The following is a 17,018-nucleotide window of genomic DNA, read 5'->3' on the forward strand; positions in this document are numbered from 1 at the left end:
CGCGGCGTGGCTGCTCGGTGCGTTCGCCGCGACGAGGAGGCGCGCCGTCGCGCCGAGGACGACTCGCACGCTCGGGTGGTAAGCCCGGCTCTCTGTCCAACGCGCGCCCAATCCTCGGTGCCAGGGTCCCTGCCATTGTGGCAGCGGTCGACCCAGGGTAATCGGGAACGGCCTCCGATACCCGGTCCCCCGAGGACTCAGCGCGATTCGGTCCTGGCGGCCCGGCCTTCCTTGACCCGCCGGTAGATCCGCCGCGACGCCAGGAGGAGCAGGGCGCAACCAGCGACGACGGTGATGATGATCGTGATCGGGCCGTACTCCGTCGAGGTCAGCTCGAAGCGCGCCGTGCTGCCGAGCTGCGTGCCCTGCGGGGTGGTCAAGGACACATCGACGCTGAGGCGGCCGGCGCGCAGAGCCTCGATCTGCAGCAGCTCGTTCTGGCCGCCCTTGGCCGGGATGAACCAGTTCTGCACCTGCTCGGGGCGGATGCCGACCTCGTTCTTCAACGCGATCTGCGCGGTGATGCCCACCGGGAGGCCGTTGCTCACGAACACGGGCAGTGGTGACGAACCGGACGCGAGCGCGATCGTCTGCTTCGGTTGCTCAACGGTCACCTGGTCGCGGATCGCGGCGAGCTCGGCGTCGGCGTTCGCGCCGGCCGTGCTGCCCGACGGCGTGCGGTAGGCCGTGGACGCGCCGCGGACGAGGGCGTTGCGCACCGGCGCGATGATGTCCTCGGGCGGCACGCGGTGCGTGGTGTCCATCCGCATGGCCGAGAGCAGGCCGGCGGCCTGGCCATCGAGGTCCGTGAGCGCGTCGGCGACGTCGCTGCTGCCCGACGGCGGCTGGTCGTGGGTGCCGGCCGCGAACGAAGCCGTGCCCGAAGCGTTCTGGTCGAGCAGGTCCGCCAGCGGCGCCCCGCCGGCGACGCCGCCCGGGCCGAGGAGCTGGCCCACCTGCTGGAGGAACGCGGTGAGTTCGCCCACCGGCACGTCCCAGCGCCGCGGCGGCGCGACCAGCAGCCGCGTACCCGGCTCGATGCCGGTGCGGCCGAGGCCGGCTTCGAACGCGAGGGCGGCGAGGCCGTTCTGGCTCGCGATCGCGGGCTGCGTCGCGGCGCCGACGGTGGTCGGGGTCTGCGGGTTGGGCACGGAGCTCGTCATGGCGCTCGCGATGACGCTGTTGATCGGCTGGGCGCGCAGGCCACCGGGCAGCGAGACGGGCTCGGTGACGGGTGCGTCGGCCTGCAGTTTCGAGCTGTCGGTGAGCACGGTGTGCACGCCGGCCGCCGACATCGCGGTGAGCGCCTGGTCGTCGGGCGTGCCGTCGGGCCAGAGCACGCCCTGGCGCGGCTGCGTGTGCAGGAGGTCGCGGATCGTCGCCTCGCCGCTGAGCGCCGTGCTCAGCAGGCCGGTGTCGGGCGCGCCGGTGGCGGAGCGGACCTTGCCCAGCGTGGTGAGGTCGGCGTCGGCGAAGGGCAGGGCGATCACGCAGTGGCCGTTGACGAGCGCGCGCAGCTGCACCAGCCAGTCCTGCGCCAGCTGCGAGCCCTTGCCCGGCGCGCCGGCGACGACGTAGCCGCCGGTCATCGCGTTGACAGTGCGAAGCAGGTCGGGGTCGACGGCGAAGCACATCGAGTCGCCGACGTTCGGGTCGGCCTGGGCCGCGCGGGCGGCCGCGACGAGGGAGTGGAGCCGGCCGTTGGGGCTCAGCTCGGCCGCGAGGGTGTCGTCGGTGAGCGTGAGCTGGCCGCCGTAGGGCGACGACAGCACGTGCGGCGAGCTGTCGGTGATGGGCCACAGCACGCTGACGTCGGCGTGCTTGCCCGGCGGCGGCGTCGACTTTCCGGGCGCGGACAGCACCGGCATGAGCAGGCTCACGGCCGCGAGCCGCGCGGGGCCGCCGAACTCCGGCGTGCCGTTGACGTTGACCAGCATCGGGTACACGCCGGGCCGGCCGAACTGTCCGCCGCGCAGGCTGTCGAGCGGCACGCTGACGTCGAGTTTCGCGGTCTGCCCCGGCTCCAGCGACTCGGTGAGCGTGGTGAAGTCGGTGAGCGGGCTGTCCTGGATCGGGTCGCCGGCCAGCACGCCCTTCAGCTCGCGGTCGCCGCTCAGGCGCTCGCCGACCTGCAGCCGCACCTGCGGGCGGGAGATGCGGCGGTCGCCGATGTTGGTCACGGTGCCGGACACGGTCAGCGTCTTCGCGGACGTGGTGATCACGCGCGGGTTGAGCTGGTCGAGGTCGAGCCGCAGGCGCGGGGGCTCGGGGCTGGCAGCGTCCTGGGCCTGCGCGGGCGCGCCGAGGAGGGCGGCCGCTGCGAAGACCAGCAGTGACAGGAAGAAGGCGGCGGGCCGCTTCACTCGGGTGCTCCCTCTCAGGCGCGCTCGTCGTGCGCGAAAAGTTCTTTGGCCTTGCGGACCAGCTTGCGCTCGTCCGCGTAGGCCAGCGTCGTCTCCAGCTCGGCCAGCGGCACCCACGCGACCTCGGTGACCTCGACGTCCTCGTCGGAGAGCTCACCACCCGTCGACTCGAGCAGGAAGTGGTGCACGGTCTTGTGCACGCGGCGTCGTTCGGCCACGAACCAGTAGTCGATGGTGCCCAGCGGGCGCAGGACCTGCGCGGAGATGCCCGTCTCCTCCTTCACCTCGCGCACCGCGGTCTGCTCCACCGTCTCACCGTCCTCGATGTGGCCCTTCGGCAACGACCAGAGCAGTCTGCCGTGCCGGTCGAGGCGGCCGATCAGCACCGCGTGTTCCCGCCCGGCGTCGACGACCAGTCCGCCGGCCGACGTCTCGTCGACCGTGGTCAGGCGCCTGCCTCGCTGCCGCCTGCGCCGTCGGCGCGGCTTCGGCGCTCCGGCGCGGCCGGCAGATCCAGGCATGCTGCGATGCTAGAGCAAACGGTTGCCCAGGTACGCTGGCTCTCCGTGTCCGTGTCCGACGGCGTCCGTAGTAGTGGACGCCACTTCCCGTTGTCAGCTAATGGTGGGATGAAGTGAACAACCTGGTCGCCCAGCAGAACGCGGTGACGGAACTGATGCGAGTGTCCCCTCTGGCCGACGAGCTGGCGGAGCGGTTCGCGCGAGCCGGCCACAGTCTCTACCTCGTCGGTGGCAGCGTCCGCGACGCGCTGCTCGGCCGGCTGTCCAGCGACCTCGATTTCACCACCGACGCGAGGCCGGATCGCGTGCTGCAGATCGTGAGCGACTGGGGCGACGCCGTTTGGGACGTCGGCATCGCGTTCGGCACGGTCGGGGTCACCAAGAAGGGCACCACGCTCGAGATCACCACGTTCCGCGCCGACAGCTACGACCGCGTCGGGCGCAACCCCGAGGTCACCTTCGGCGACACCATCGAGGGCGACCTGCTGCGCCGCGACTTCACGGTCAACGCGATGGCGATCGACCTGGTCACGAAGACGTTCATCGATCCCCACGACGGCATGGACGCGCTGCGGCTGAAGGTGCTCGACACCCCGGCGACGCCGCAGGAGTCGTTCGCCGACGACCCGCTGCGTATGCTGCGCGCCGCCCGCTTCTCCGCGCAGCTCGGTTTCACCGCCGCGCCGCGCGTGGTCGAGGCGATGACGTCGATGGCGAGCGAGATCGAACGGATCACGGCCGAACGCGTGCAGGCGGAGCTGTCGAAGCTCATGCTCGCCGACGACCCGCGGCCGGGCCTGGAGCTGCTCGTCGACACGGGGCTGGCCGATCACGTGCTGCCCGAGCTGCCGGGCATGCGCCTGGCGATCGACGAGCACCACCAGCACAAGGACGTCTACCAGCACTCGCTGACCGTGCTGGCGCAGGCGATCGCGCTGGAGACCACGCACGAGCCGGCGTCGGAGCCCGACCTGGTGCTGCGGCTGGCCGCGCTGCTGCACGACGTCGGCAAGCCGGAGACGCGCGAGTTCCTGCCCGGCGGCGGCGTGAGCTTCCACCACCACGAGGTCGTGGGCGCGCGGATGGCGCGCAAGCGTTTGCGGGCGCTCAAGTTCTCCAAAGAGATCGTGGAGCAGGTCTCGCAGCTCGTGTTCCTCCACCTGCGCTTTCACGGCTACGCCAACGGCGAGTGGACCGATTCGGCCGTGCGCCGCTACGTCACCGACGCCGGCGACCTGCTGACGCGGCTGCACAAGCTCGTGCGCGCCGACTCGACCACGCGCAACCGCAAGAAGGCGGCCGCGCTGCAGGCCACGTACGACGATCTCGAGCGGCGCATCGCGACGTTGAAGGAGCAGGAGGACCTCAATCGGGTCCGCCCCGACCTCGACGGCAACGAGATCATGCGGCTGCTCGGCCTCAAGCCGGGTCCGCAGGTCGGCAAGGCGTGGAAGTTCCTCAAGGAGCTGCGGCTGGACCGCGGTCCGCTGGACCACGACGAGGCCGTGGCCGAGCTCAAGAAGTGGGCCGAGTCGGAGGGCATCGCGCCCGCGGAGTGATCTCGCGCTGCGGGCACGGGTGATCACCCTGGGGTGCCCCGGGGTCGTGGTGGGGGCGTTCGAGCGAACACGAGTCGAATTCGTGATCGCGAATCCGCCAAGATCCCCCTTTGGCCTCTGGAACGCGGCCCGGCGAGCGGGAATACTCGCTGCCCCGGGCGCTGCCGGAGGGAGCGCGCCCCGAACCGGGGAGATCGATGACGGCGCAGGCAACTGAGGACCAGGACGGCCGGCCGCCCCGCACGTCGAGCTTCCTCGTCACCCTGTTGAAGCGCGGCACGCCCGCGCTCGCGACGGCGACGACCGGGCTCACCGACGAGATCGCCGACCCGACGCCGCTGCGGGCGTTCAAGCGGATCTCGCGCATGGCGGGCGCGGTCGACGCCAGGTACAACGACGGGCTGCTGCTGCGGGCCGCTCGTTACGTGGTGCTGGTGCCGCTGGCCTACCGGATCGTCGCGGTGCCGGGCGCGTTCGGGGCGTTCGTGTCGGCGCACGGTTCGACCGGTGTGGTGCCCGTGGCGCTGGTGGCGTTGTGCTCGATGGCGATGAGCGCGTTCGGGATCTTCTGGATGCTGCGCAAGTCGCCGTTCCGGCCCGACCTCGCGGCGCGGCTGCTGGTGGCCGACCTGATCATCACGGTGGGGTTCCAGCTGGTCATCGGCCTGGCCGAGCCGACATCGGTGTTCCACGACGCGCTCGGCGTGGCCGACAAGCACCTGCTCGGCGACATCGCGCTGCTGACGCTGGCGATCGGCATCCCGTCGGGGCTGGCGCTGGCGGCGCTGAGCCTGCCCGCGCGGCTGCTGTCCGATTTCCTCAACAGCGGCTCGGCGAACTTCGCGCAGGCCTGGTCGCTGTACCCGACGATGTTCGGGGTCCTGTTCACCGGCACCGGCGCCCTGATCCTGCTGGGCCTCGGTACGCGGCTCGCGCTGGCGTACGGCATCCGCAACGGCCGGCTCGCCGAACGCGCGCAGCAGCACCGGATGCTGCACGACACCGTGCTGCAGACGCTGGAGGCCATCTCGCTCGGCGGCACCGGCGAGTCGGCCGACCGGCTCGTGGAGGTGCAGCGGCTGGCCCGTGCGCAGGCGATGGAGCTGCGGCAGACGATCGAGACCGCCGCCGCACAGCGCGAGGAAGAGGCTTCGCGTCCCCTGGGCGAGAAGCTCGCGGCGCTGGCGGCCGAAATGGCCCGCGACGGCCTGCGCGCGCAGCTCGTGATCGCGGAGCTCGACGAGGACACGCTGTCGGAGGTGCGTCAGATCGCGCTTCGCGACGCCGTGCGCGAGTCGTTGCGCAACACGATGAAGCACTCCGGCACGGACAAGGTCGTGGTGCGCGTGGAGGAACGCGACGGCGGAATCGCGGTGATCACGCGCGACCACGGGCAGGGCTTCAGTCCTGACACGCGGCCCGCGGGGTTCGGCATCAGCCAGTCGATCAACGCGCGCCTCGGCGAGGTCGGCGGCACGGCCCTGGTGGAGTCGACACCGGGCAGCGGCACGCGAGTCACGTTGTGGGTGCCGTTCTGATCTTTTCGACGTGTGGTGCGTCGTGAGGTTGCGCTTCTGAGGGTGATCACACGTCGACGCATCGCAGCAGGGCGCTGCGCATCTTTACCGGTGAGAGATCAAGTTGGTCAATCGATCACCGAATGTGAAGGAGATGCCATGAAGACCACGCTCAAGACCCTCGCCTCGGTCGCCCTCGCCAGTGGGGTCGCTGCGGGCGCTCTGCTGCTCACCGGTGGCGCGGCCAGCGCGATGCCGTCGGACACGCCCTGCACCGCGAGCGACGTCCGGGTGTCCGTCACCCCGGACCCGACGGGCGCCGCGGGCCAGGAAGCCTTCGTCATCCACTACACGGCCGCAGGCCGGACCACCAACTGCCGCCTCGAAGGCACCCCCACCGCGGTGACCTTCACGAAGGGCAGCGGCCACAGCGAAAGCGACGGTAGCAACACCACCGTGACGCCCGACAGCACCGATCCCGGCCAGCCGGTCAACCTCCAGGCCGGCCACCCGGCGGAATCCCGCATCCTCCAGGCATCCGCGGCTCCCGCCACCTTCCAGCCGAGCGTGGTGAACCTGAGCCTGCCCACCGGCCCCAACGGCGACACCGTGACCGTTGCCTGGCCCGCCAACGCCCCGCTGAAGGGCACGACGGCGGAGGTCACGGCGGTCAGCGCCAGCTGACGCCGCCGGTGAGGGGTGGGTGGTAGGCGCACGTTCCACGTGGAACTTCGCCTGCCTCCCCGGGGACAAACGCCCTCCCCAGAGACAAACCCCCGCCCTCCTCCGGGGGGCTGCCCTGTTCCAGTTTACCGAGGTCAGGGGCCCGCAAACGGAGATCGGGGAATCTGTGGACAACTCAGGCTGGACGGGGCTGGCTGTGGACAACTCAGGATCGCCCGACGGTTCAAACCTGAGATAGTGCCCCAGCCTCCACGTGCTGCGCGATCGGTCGCGGCAGCAGGTAAGCCGTCCCGCCGCCCGGGTGCGGGCCCCACGGCGCGGTGATGCCGGTGAGCACCCGAAGCGTCCGCTGCACCCGGTACTCGTGCCGCTCGCGTTCGCGTTCCGGCGACAGCGACGTCTCGGCGAAGCGCGTGCCGGAGGCGTGGACGAGGTTGCCGGCGTCGTTGCCGAAGCGCAGGACCGTCGTGCCGGCCGGAAGGGCGACGACGCGTTTGCCGCGGAAGAAGCTCAGCGGTGGTTCGCCGCGCAGCGGCAGGATCGGCCAGTCGGCGGGCTGGTCGGACTCGTCGGCCGCGCGCGGCGGCAGCATGAGCAGCGTGCCGAGGAGGAAACGGGCGGCGTCGGCCAGGTTGGCGAAAGCCACGGGCGCGACGGCCGGCGGACGGGAGACCTCCCAGCCGTTCTCGGCGCGGCGCAGCGTCCACACGTCGGCGACCGGCACCTCGTTGGCGCCGATCCGATACGCGCTCGCGGGCACGCCGTGTTCGGCCAGACGCTGGTGCAGCAGGGTCAGCGTCTCGGCGGCGTGCAGGTCGAGGCCGAGGTCGTCGCCGCGGACGGCACGGGCGAGACGGCCGTCGTCGGGGAGCTCGGTTTCCGAACGCGTCGGGCGAGGGGCGCCGAGGATTTCGGCCTCGGCCGTCGCGCGGACGAGCTCGCGCACCAGCGGCGGCCGGAACCCCGCGACCCGGATGTGGTCGACCAGCTCGGGCTCGGGCGGCACGCCGTACTTGCGCAGGTAGTGCGGCACGGCCGCGGGCCACACCCAGGTGCCGTCGGTGTGGAAGGCGTGCGGCACGTCGGGCGGCGCGCCCGGGGCGAAGATGTCGTGCTGCGGCTGCGGTCGGTGCAGCACCAGCGGCGCGCGGAACAGGTAGTCGAGCACGCCGCGCAGCTGGTCCGGCGGCACCGGCGGCCGGTTGACGACCGGGCGCTCGTTCTCGTTGTGCGCGTCGACCACACGGGCGTGGCGGAAGGTGACGTCGAGGGTCTGGCGGGCCTTCGCGGCCAGCCAGTCGGGCAGGTCCTTGGGCGGGCGCGGGTACTGCGCGAGCTCCACGGCGTACGACTCGGGCGCGGGCCGGCCGCCGTCGTTCGGGGGGACGCGCCAGGCGGGTTCGTGCTCGGAGTCGAAGTCGAAGTCGAACTGCGCCTCGGTGTCGAGCGTGAACGTGCCCTGGAACCACGTGCCGGCGTCGGGCGCGTACATCGCGGCGCGCAGCCGGGCGAACAGTGCGCTCAGCTTCGGCGGCGCGGGCAGCGACACGGACACGGGACCGTTCTCGTCGCCGACCGCGCGGACCTCCAGCTCCGCGTAGTCCCCGACCTGCCGGAACTGCGCGGCGACGCGGGTCCAGCCGCCCGGCACGGCGCGCAGGGTGCGGCCGATCGCGCGCAGCAGGGTGCCGTGGTCGGCGTCGAGCTCCGGGCGCGGTTCGCCCTGGTCACGGCGCAGCTGCCACAGGCCGGTGACGCGCTTGGCCTCGGCCGTCGTCGAGAAGTCGGTGAGGCCGAGCTGCGCGGCGCGCGCCGGGTCGTGCTGCGTCCAGCGCAGCGTCAGCTCCTTGCCGTCCCCGGGCGCGACTTCGAACAGCTCGTCGTCGTACTCGCAGTACGTGCGCAGCGTGAACGTCGCCGGCACCTCGGTGGCCAGCACCACGCGCGCCGGGCGGCCCTCGTGCTCGCGGTCGAACCCGTCGGGCGCTTCTTCGTCCGGCAGCACGGACAGCAGCAGCGTGCCGTCGGTGGTCGAGCGTTCGGCCGCGAACGTGCGGTCGTCCAGCGTCGCGTACAGGCCGTCCGGACGGTCTCCCGCCTCTACCCGGTAGCGCACGTCAGGTTCCTCCCCAATTCCCCCGGTGACCGGGAAAGAACTTAGTCGACCGGGTAACGCGTGAACCAACCCTCGTCACTCGGTGAGTCGGGGCCGAACTCGGCGAGCGCGTCGTTCGCCAGCCTGGTGATCACGTCGCGCAGTTCGAGCCGCTCCAGCCAGCCGGCGCGCAGCGCCGCTTCGCCGTACATCGCCCCGACGAGGTTGCCGCAGACCGAACCCGTGGAATCGCTGTCGCCGCTGTGGTTCACGGCCGCGAGCAGCGCGGAGTCCGGATCTTCGGTGGTCAGGGCGACATACACGGACATCGACAGCGCCGTCTCGCCGACGTTGCCCGCACCCAGCTCGGCCAGCCGCTCCGGAGTCGGCGGGCCGGACATCGCGAGGGCCTGTGCCAATGCGGCTTCCTGCTCCTCGTGACCCGGGTGGCGGACCAGCTCGGCTCTGGACACGGCGACGGCGTCGAGCAGCGGCGAACCCGCAAGCAACTGCTGCACGATCACCGCGAAGGCGCCGGCCGACAAATACCCGCTCGGGTGACCGTGGGTCAGTGCCGCGAACTCGGCCGCGAGGCGGAACACCTCGGCCGGGTCCGCGGACCACAGCGCGACGGGCGCCACGCGCATCACGCCGCCGCAGCCCTTCGAGTTGTTCACCGGCCGCGAGACGCTGCCGCGCACGCCCGAGCGTCCGTACGCCTCCAGCTCGCCGAAGCACGTCAGGCCCGGTGCGCGGCGGCTGAACAGCGCGGCGTGCGTGATGAGCTCGCCGTCGGGCGCCGCCAGCGCCGAGTGCGGGCCGCGCGCCCGCTCCCACGGCACGCCCTGCGTGTGCAGCCAGCGCTGGTAGGCCAGCTGCACGGACTGCACGACGTCGGAGCTGCCCGTCCGCCGTTGCTGTGCGTGGGCGCGGATGAGCGCTTCGAGGGTGAAGAGCGTCATCTGCGTGTCGTCGGTGAAGCGCCCTTCGCCGCCGTACGCGGGGATGAAGTCGGTGATGCCGGCGGGCCCGGTGAGCTCGCGGATCCGCTCGATCGAATCGAACTCCGTCTTCGCGCCGAGCGCGTCGCCGATGGCGCCCGCGAGCAGGCAGCCCCTCAGCTGCTGTGCCTCCATGACCCCATCTTTTCGAAGCCCCGCGGCGTCAGTGCCGCGGGTAGCGCTGCACCCACTCTTCGCCCAGGAAACTGAGCGCGGAGCGGCGATCGAAGTGCCACAACGCGTCCGTGACGACCTGTTCGATGAGGTGCCGCAGCTCGAGCTGCTCGACCCACTTCTGCGGCAGCCCGGGCACGCCGACGCGGGCGCCGAGCAGCGCACCGGTGATCGCCCCGGTCAACGCGCTGCGCCCGGAGTGGTTCACCGCGCGCAGCAGGGCCTGCTCGGGGTAGTTCTCGAACCCGGACAACGCGGCGAACGCGCGGCCGAGCACCGAAAGCGTGCCCTGGCCGTCGCCGATCAGCTCGGGCATCCGCAGGTCCGGCAGCCCGTGCTCGCCGAAGAACGGCACCGACTCGGCGACCATCGCCTTCACCGGCGCCCACTCGGGACCGCTGACGAACGTGGTGTTGTGCTCGGTCAGGATCTCGCGCGAGAGGTTCCACACGGGGTAGCTGAACGCGTCCTTCGTCAGCACCGGCTCGAAGAGCCAGGCCAGGTACGTCGCCACCGACAGGTCGTCCTCGTGCGAGTGCGTCACGCCGACGAGGTCGCGCACGGCCTGCCGCACGCCGCCGCTGAAGCCCGTTCCGGGGCCGGCCGCGATGAGCGTGGCGGGCAGCGCGGCGATCAACGACGTCGGCCCGGTCAGCGGCACTGCCTGCGGAGATCCGGTGACCAGCGCGTGGTAGGCGTTGAGCTCGGCGTCGTCCGCGGTGCGGCGGACGTGGAGGTCGGGCACCTTCACGAGCCAGCCGTCGGCGTCGTCGTACGGCGCGCCCTGCGTGTGCAGCCAGCGCATCAACGCGCCGCGCACCACGGACGGGAATTGCTGCTCGACGTCACGCGACTCCGGCTGCTCGCGGTGCGGGCTGCGGATCACGGCCTCGGTGTAGAACAGCAGCCGCTGCGTCAGCGAGCCGATGCGGCCCGCCTGGTCGAACGCGACCGGCAGGTCGACCACACCCTCGGACCCGAACTGCGTGACGATCTCGTCGAGCCGCATCCGGTCCACGGCCATGCCGAGCGCTTCGCCGAGTGCGAAACCCACGTACGCGCCCGCCACGCGCTGCCAGCCGTAGCGGAAGTTCTCGAGGTCGCGGTCGGGGTACTTGCCGAACGTGTCCAGGCGCGGGATCACACGGCCGAGGTTGTCCCAGCCCGGCACGAGACCGTTGGCGCGCCAGTCGTTCGGCTTGCTGCGCACCGGCTCCGCCATCGCGAGGCGGTTGAGCCACGACTGGCCCAGCACCGTGCGCTGGCACTCCTCGGCGGTGAGCTCGAAGCCGTGTCGGCGCGCGTTTTCCGCGGCCACCAGCGGAACGGCCACCGGCTCGGCCAGGCCCATCCGCGCGGCGGTGTCGCGGGTGAGCCGTTCGAGGTCCTCTTCGGCCTCGGGGCCGCGTCCGTGCCGGTCGATGCGGGGCTCGTGGCGCGGGAAACGTTTGGCGATGGCGGTGAGGTCCTCGCCGGAGACGTCCTCGAACGTCGCCGGGCCGCCGTTGATCACGAGGTTCGGCGGGTGCTCGAACTCGGCCAGCGTGGCGAGGTCCACGCGCCACCAGGAGTGCTCGCGCGGCGGGAAGTGGCGCGTCGCGCTGAACACGCGCAGCTCGTTGCGCTCTTCGGAGAAGTAGAAGCGGTCCGTGGCGCCGGTCTTCGGGTCGAGCGGCACGAAAACGTCGCAGCGCAGCAGGCCGATCAGCAGCTGCTCGCGCGTGAGCCAGCCGACGCTGGCGAACGCGAGCAGCGTCTCCAGCGTGTTCTCCGGCTTCGGGTAACCACGGCGGATCGGGCCGGCCTTGTACTCGGGGTTCTCGCGCTCGTCGCCGGTCTGGTGACCCTCGTTGTCGACCTTCACCCAGCCGGCCACCGCCTGCAGCGGCACGCCGAGCTCGCCGAACCCGGCCTTGACGTACTCGGGGTCCACGACCTCGCGCCAGCTCTCCTGGCCGGGGAACGCCACGGGGATGCTCAGTCCTCCTGGGTTCGGGGGTGCCTGGCGCAGCTCTCCGTCGGGCTCGCGCACGACCACCGACGGCGGGGGGAACAGTTCCTTGTCCGGGCGCCCGTCGTCAAGGAAAGCGGTGGTGTTGTACGGGATCGACCAGCCTTCGGGGATGCGCAGCACGCGGTCGTGGTCGACCCGCAGCCCACCGGGACCGGCGATCTGGGGACCGTGCACAGCGCGTAGCCAGTTCACGACCTTCTCCATCGCTTCCGCCGCTTCCACCTACTCGATCCTCTCCAGGCTTCCGTCGGACTCGTGCTCCGCGATCGGCTTGGGCAACACGTACGCCACTGCTCCGCCCGGCAGGTTCGCCCAGGGCACCGTGACTCCGGTGACCACGTAGAGTGACCGTCGTAGGCGGTAGGTGTGCGCCACTCGTTCCCGTTCGAGTGGCAGTGACGTCGTGGCGAACCGTACCTCGCCGTGGTGGACCAGGTTGCCCGGTTCCTCCCCGAAGCGCAGGACGACCGTACCTTCGGGCAGTCGGGTGAGTCTCTTGTTGCGCAGCAGGGTGAGGGGCGGGTCACCCGCGGTCGGTTGGATGGGCCAGTCGTCCACCTCCTTCGCCGTCTCGAGCGGGGTCTCGCGACCGCCCGTCCGCCGGGCCGGGTGCAGCAGGAGTGCGCCGAGCAGCTGCTGGGCCGCGTCGGCGAGGTGCTCGAAGGTCCGGCCTTCGCCGGCCGACGAGGTGACGGTCCAGCCGTCGTCGCCCCTGGTCAGGCACCACTTCCCGACCTCGACCGCGCCGATCCGGTAGGCCTGCGGCCACACGCCGAACGACCCGAGTCGCTGCACGAGGACCACCAGCAGCTGGTCGTCGGTCAGGTCCGGATCGGGGCTGGTCTCCAGCTCAGCGGCGACGTCGCCGGCGGTGCGCTGTCCGTCCTCGGCTCCAGGACGTGGCCGCGGGTGGCCGAGCAGGTCGGCCTCCGCCGTGCGGCGCACGAGGTGCTCGACGTACGGCGGCTGGAACCCCAGCTCACGGATGTGCGCGACGAGCTCCGGCTCCGGCGCGATGCCGTGGCGGCGCAGCTGGTGGGGCACGGTCTCGGGCCACAGCCACGTGCCGTCGGTGCGGTGCGCGTCGCCGACCAGCGCTTCGCGCTCGAGGTACTGCAACACGAGCGCCAGCTCGTCGTCGGCCAGCGGCTCGCGCTCCTCCCCCACCTCGGCGGGGCGGGCGCGGCGGAACTCGACGCCGAGCGCCTGGCCGGTGCGCAGCCGCCACCAGTCGGGGATGTGCTCGTCCTCGCGGGGGAACGTCTCGAGCTCGTCGCTGTAGGCGCCGGCGTCGGGCGGGGTCGTCCACTGGGGTTCGCCGTCGACGAAGAAGTCGAAGTCGAACGTGCCGTCGGGCGCGAGCACGAACCGTGCCTGCAGCCAGGTGCCACGGCCCTGTCGGTACATGCCGGCGCGTAGCTCGTGGAACATCCCGACCAGCTCGGGGCCGGCCTCGGTGTTGCGCGGCTGGACCTCGGTGTGGTCGCCGACCTGCGCGAAGCCGATGCCGGCGGGGGCGCCCTCGTCGGGCTGGTGGGCGCGGATCAGGCGCCCGATCTCGACGAGCCGCCCGTGTTGGTCGGCGTCGGAAAGTGGTGGTTCCACAGGTCTCAGCACATCCGGGGTGCGCGGCGTTAGTAGCCGCGGCGCCGGTGCTGCGGCACGGCGCTTCGCGGGGGCAGCGGTCCTTGCGGCTTCACAGCGCCCTGCGTGGCCGGGCTCTGCGTGTTGGGGCTCTGCGGCGCCGGTGCCGTACGCGGGCGCACGCGGCGCGGCGTCGGGCGAGGGGACGGCATCTGGTGCGACGCGGCGTCGGTGAGCGGGGCCTCGGCGAGCTGCTGCACCAGGGCCTGGACGGTGAACGCGAGCTGGGCGGGCGTGGTGCGCTGGAAGGTGTCCGGAGCGAACTCCAGCCGGCCCAGCGTGCCGCCGCTGCCGACGGTGGCCCGGACCAGCCCGTCGGGAGACGTCAGCACTGCAGGAGCGGCTTCCAGGGCGCGGTCGTCCCCTGCGGTACTCACGGTGGCCCCCCGTGTCGGTTGCACTCGCCGGGGTTCACCCGGCCGGGTCACGCGTCACTCTAATGCCAACGCGACGATCACTGACCCCGTTCGGTCCAACGGTTTGCGGCAGCGAATCAGTTCGGCCGGTCCGGCACCGCGCGGCGGCGCGCCACGAGGTAGCCGGCGCCGCCGAGGAAGTAGCAGATCGTGGCCGCGATCATCAGCCCCGGCGAGTACCCGTTGTCCGGGATGAAGACCGCGCCGATGGCCACGGCGGCCACCTGGGTGATGTTGAACAGCGTGTCGTACAGGGCGAACACGCGGCCGCGGGCCTCGTCGGCGACGTCGAGCTGGATCGACGAATCGACACACAGCTTGAGCACCTGCCCCGCGCCCGTGATCAGGAACGACGCCAGCAACGCCAGCGGCAGCACGATCGGCAGCCCGAGCGCCGACTGGGCGACGGCGGCCACCAGCAGCGCACCGAGGATCGAGCGCAGCCGGCCGAAGCCGCGGATCAGCCGCGCGGTGAGCAAACCGGCGACGAGGATGCCGGCGCCGGCGAGCGCGGCCATCTGGCCGAGCCCGGGCAGGCCGGCGCGGAAGACCCCGTCGTCGGTGAAGTAGTTGCGCATCAGCAGCACGGTGACCAGCAACGAGATGCCGTAGGCCGCGCGGTGGGCGAACAGCGCGATGAAGCCGGCCGTCACGCTCGGCGCGCGCCAGGCGTGGCGGGCGCCGTCGGCGAGACCGCGGGCGACGGCGACGAACGGGTTCGGCGGCTCGTCGACGACCGTCGGCCCGAGCACCCCGCGTGTGAACCGCCGGGCGATCAGCGCCGAGAGCAGCGCACCCAACGCGGCGAACGCCGTGGTCTCGGCCGAGCCGAGGTTGTCCGCGCCGAAGACCGCGCGCAGCAGGATGGCGCACCCGCCGCCGACCACCGCCAGCGCCGACCCGAGTGTGGTCGCGAAGGCGTTGGCGGACACGACGCTCGACGCCGGGACCACGTGCGGCAGCGAAGCCGACAGACCGGAGCCGATGAAGCGCGACAAGCCTTCGGCCAGCAGCGCGAGCGAGAACAGCCCTGGTCCACCGAGGCCCGTGCCCACGGCGGCGGCCGAGGCGAGGATGGCGACCACCCGCAGCAGGTTCGCGAACACGAGCACGCGCCGGCGGTCCCACCGGTCGAGCAGCGCGCCCGCGAACGGTCCCACCACGGAGTACGGCAGCAGCAGCACCGCGAAGCCTTCGGCGATGGCCAGCGGGTCGGCGGCGCGTTCGGGGTTGAACAGCACGGCGCCCGCGAGGCCCGCCCGGTACACACCGTCGCCCCACTGCGCGGCGAACCGGGTGTAGAGCAGCCTGCGGAACTCGCGATCACGGACCAGGAGCTTCGGCCCGATCCGCTCCGTTGTCGCGCTGATCGTCACGGGGGCCAGCGTAGCTACGGGCCGAACGGCCCAGAAGGTCCTAATGAGCGCACTTCGCCCAGTGAAGCGCGGGCATTTTTACTGAGCTGTGACGCCCCTGGCGGACTGCTGAGCGGCGTGAAAGCGTTTTACCCAGAAGACTGACGTCTCCGAGAAAGGGGTGTGGCCATGACCGGCGCCGCGTCGCGGCTGGTGGGTGCCGCCGAGAAGCTGCTCGGAGCTGAGCTCCCGCTGCAGATCCGAGCGTGGGACGGTTCCCAGGCCGGTCCGGAGGGCGCGCCCGTGCTCGTGGTGCGCAACCGGCGCGCCCTGCGCCGCCTGCTGTTCAAGCCGGGTGAGCTGGGCCTGGGCCGTGCCTGGGTGTCCGGCGACCTCGGCCTCGAAGGGGATCTCTACATCGCGCTCGAAGCCATGGCGGGGCTGATCTGGGAGCGCGACGAGGCGGAGGGCGGCGGTGTCCTCAGCGCGCTGCGGGACCCGGAGGTGCGGGCCGCGATCGGTGAGCTGCTGAAGCTCGCCGGGCCGCCGTTGCCGCCGCCGCGACCGCCCGAGGAGGTGCGTCGACCTCGTCACCTGCACACGCGGCGCAGCGACAAGCGGGCGATCAGCCACCACTACGACGTGGGCAACGAGTTCTACGAGCTCGTCCTCGGGCCGTCGATGGTCTACTCGTGCGCGTACTGGTCCGAAAGCAGCACGTTGGAGACAGCCCAGCGCGACAAGCTCGAGCTCGCCTGCGCGAAGCTCGGCCTGCGTGAGGGCCAGCGGCTGCTCGACGTCGGCTGCGGCTGGGGCTCGATGGCGCTGCACGCGGCCCGGGAGCACGGCGTCCACGTCGTCGGCGTGACGATCTCGGAAGAGCAGGCCACCTACGCCCGCAAGCGCGTGGCGGAGGCGGGGCTGACCGACCGCGTGGAGATCCGCGTGCAGGACTACCGCGACGTCTCCGACGGCCCCTACGACGCGATCTCCTCCATCGGCATGGCCGAACACGTCGGTGCGGAGAGCTACCTGGAGTACGCCCGCGATCTGTATTCGCTGCTTCGTCCCGGCGGCAAGCTGCTCAACCACCAGATCGGCCGCCGCCCGCGCGATGACGAGTCCGAGTACCAGCTCGACGGGTTCATCGACGCCTACGTCTTCCCCGACGGCGAGCTCGCCCCGATCGGCACGACCGTGACACAGCTGGAGCGCGCCGGGTTCGAGGTGCGCGACGTCGAAGCGCTGCGCGAGCACTACGCGCTGACCCTGCGCCACTGGGTCGCCAACCTCGAAGCCGACTGGGACCGGGCCGCGCGGCTCGCCGGCGCCGGTCGCGCCCGCGTCTGGCGGCTGTACATGGCGGCTTCGGCGCTCGCGTTCGAGGGCAACCGCATCGGCGTGAACCAGGTCCTGGCGGTGCGGACGCCGGACGAGGGCTCGTCGGGTCTGCCGCTGCGCCCGCGGACGTGGCACGGCTGAAAAAGCTGGCGGCCGGCGCACTTGGTCGCCTCTCGGCGGCTTGGCGCAGTGTGGCTCCAGCCGAACTGGTATTCCACAAAGGCTGTTCTTCAGTGAGCCCGGGGGACACGGAGTGCGCCGGCCTACTGTTCCCAACGGGGCACGAGTGGTTGGTGTTCCCGTGCCGACGGAAATTCTCGCGGCGGGAAGTGGG

At 71.8% G+C, this 17,018-nt stretch carries 12 protein-coding genes; 4 read left to right on the top strand and 8 right to left on the bottom strand.

Annotated features, from left to right (window positions below):
- Positions 1-197 precede the first annotated feature (197 nt).
- Both ACFY1H_RS01915 and ACFY1H_RS01920 read right to left on the bottom strand, forming a co-directional pair.
- Positions 198-2,363 (bottom strand): DUF6049 family protein, encoded by a 2,166-nt coding sequence (locus tag ACFY1H_RS01915; RefSeq protein WP_386943931.1) that lies wholly within the window; start codon positions 2,361-2,363, stop codon positions 198-200.
- Between the two features lie 14 nt (positions 2,364-2,377).
- Complete coding sequence (locus ACFY1H_RS01920; RefSeq protein WP_285971360.1) at positions 2,378-2,884, bottom strand: NUDIX hydrolase; 507 nt, start codon at positions 2,882-2,884, stop codon at positions 2,378-2,380.
- Positions 2,885-2,997: 113 nt separating this feature from the next.
- Here ACFY1H_RS01920 and ACFY1H_RS01925 point away from each other — a divergent pair, with 113 nt between their 5' ends.
- From ACFY1H_RS01925 to ACFY1H_RS01935, 3 genes are all read left to right on the top strand, one after another.
- The gene (locus ACFY1H_RS01925) at positions 2,998-4,443 is read left to right on the top strand and encodes a CCA tRNA nucleotidyltransferase (RefSeq protein WP_366587800.1); all 1,446 of its coding nucleotides are present in this window, start codon (positions 2,998-3,000) and stop codon (positions 4,441-4,443) included.
- A 197-nt stretch (positions 4,444-4,640) separates the two neighbouring features.
- Entirely contained in the window at positions 4,641-5,981 is a 1,341-nt protein-coding gene (locus ACFY1H_RS01930; RefSeq protein ID WP_366587798.1) for an ATP-binding protein, read from the top strand.
- A gap of 138 nt (positions 5,982-6,119) precedes the next feature.
- Positions 6,120-6,644, top strand: coding sequence for a DUF4232 domain-containing protein (locus ACFY1H_RS01935; protein WP_386943934.1), 525 nt, complete (start codon positions 6,120-6,122; stop codon positions 6,642-6,644).
- A gap of 223 nt (positions 6,645-6,867) precedes the next feature.
- On the opposite strand, the gene ACFY1H_RS01940 is transcribed toward ACFY1H_RS01935, so the two are convergent.
- The 6 genes from ACFY1H_RS01940 to ACFY1H_RS01965 all read right to left on the bottom strand — a co-directional run bounded on the left by ACFY1H_RS01940 (position 6,868) and on the right by ACFY1H_RS01965 (position 15,364).
- Positions 6,868-8,760, bottom strand: a complete 1,893-nt coding sequence (locus tag ACFY1H_RS01940; RefSeq protein WP_386943936.1) for a TNT domain-containing protein — start codon at positions 8,758-8,760, stop codon at positions 6,868-6,870.
- A gap of 41 nt (positions 8,761-8,801) precedes the next feature.
- Positions 8,802-9,875, bottom strand: a complete 1,074-nt coding sequence (locus ACFY1H_RS01945; protein ID WP_386943938.1) for an ADP-ribosylglycohydrolase family protein — start codon at positions 9,873-9,875, stop codon at positions 8,802-8,804.
- Positions 9,876-9,903: 28 nt separating this feature from the next.
- Positions 9,904-12,150, bottom strand: coding sequence for an ADP-ribosylglycohydrolase family protein (locus ACFY1H_RS01950; protein ID WP_386943940.1), 2,247 nt, complete (start codon positions 12,148-12,150; stop codon positions 9,904-9,906).
- Complete coding sequence (locus ACFY1H_RS01955) at positions 12,151-13,533, bottom strand: TNT domain-containing protein (protein ID WP_386943942.1); 1,383 nt, start codon at positions 13,531-13,533, stop codon at positions 12,151-12,153. It lies immediately after the preceding gene.
- A 29-nt stretch (positions 13,534-13,562) separates the two neighbouring features.
- Positions 13,563-13,949, bottom strand: a complete 387-nt coding sequence (locus ACFY1H_RS01960) for a hypothetical protein (protein ID WP_366587782.1) — start codon at positions 13,947-13,949, stop codon at positions 13,563-13,565.
- 116 nt (positions 13,950-14,065) lie between these two features.
- The gene (locus tag ACFY1H_RS01965) at positions 14,066-15,364 is read right to left on the bottom strand and encodes an MFS transporter (RefSeq protein ID WP_366587779.1); all 1,299 of its coding nucleotides are present in this window, start codon (positions 15,362-15,364) and stop codon (positions 14,066-14,068) included.
- Positions 15,365-15,532: 168 nt separating this feature from the next.
- Here ACFY1H_RS01965 and ACFY1H_RS01970 point away from each other — a divergent pair, with 168 nt between their 5' ends.
- Positions 15,533-16,825 (top strand): cyclopropane-fatty-acyl-phospholipid synthase family protein, encoded by a 1,293-nt coding sequence (locus ACFY1H_RS01970; RefSeq protein WP_366587777.1) that lies wholly within the window; start codon positions 15,533-15,535, stop codon positions 16,823-16,825.
- Positions 16,826-17,018: the final 193 nt, after the last annotated feature.

It is taken from the genome of Amycolatopsis sp. NPDC001319, assembly GCF_042896185.1.
Lineage (GTDB): Bacteria > Actinomycetota > Actinomycetes > Mycobacteriales > Pseudonocardiaceae > Amycolatopsis.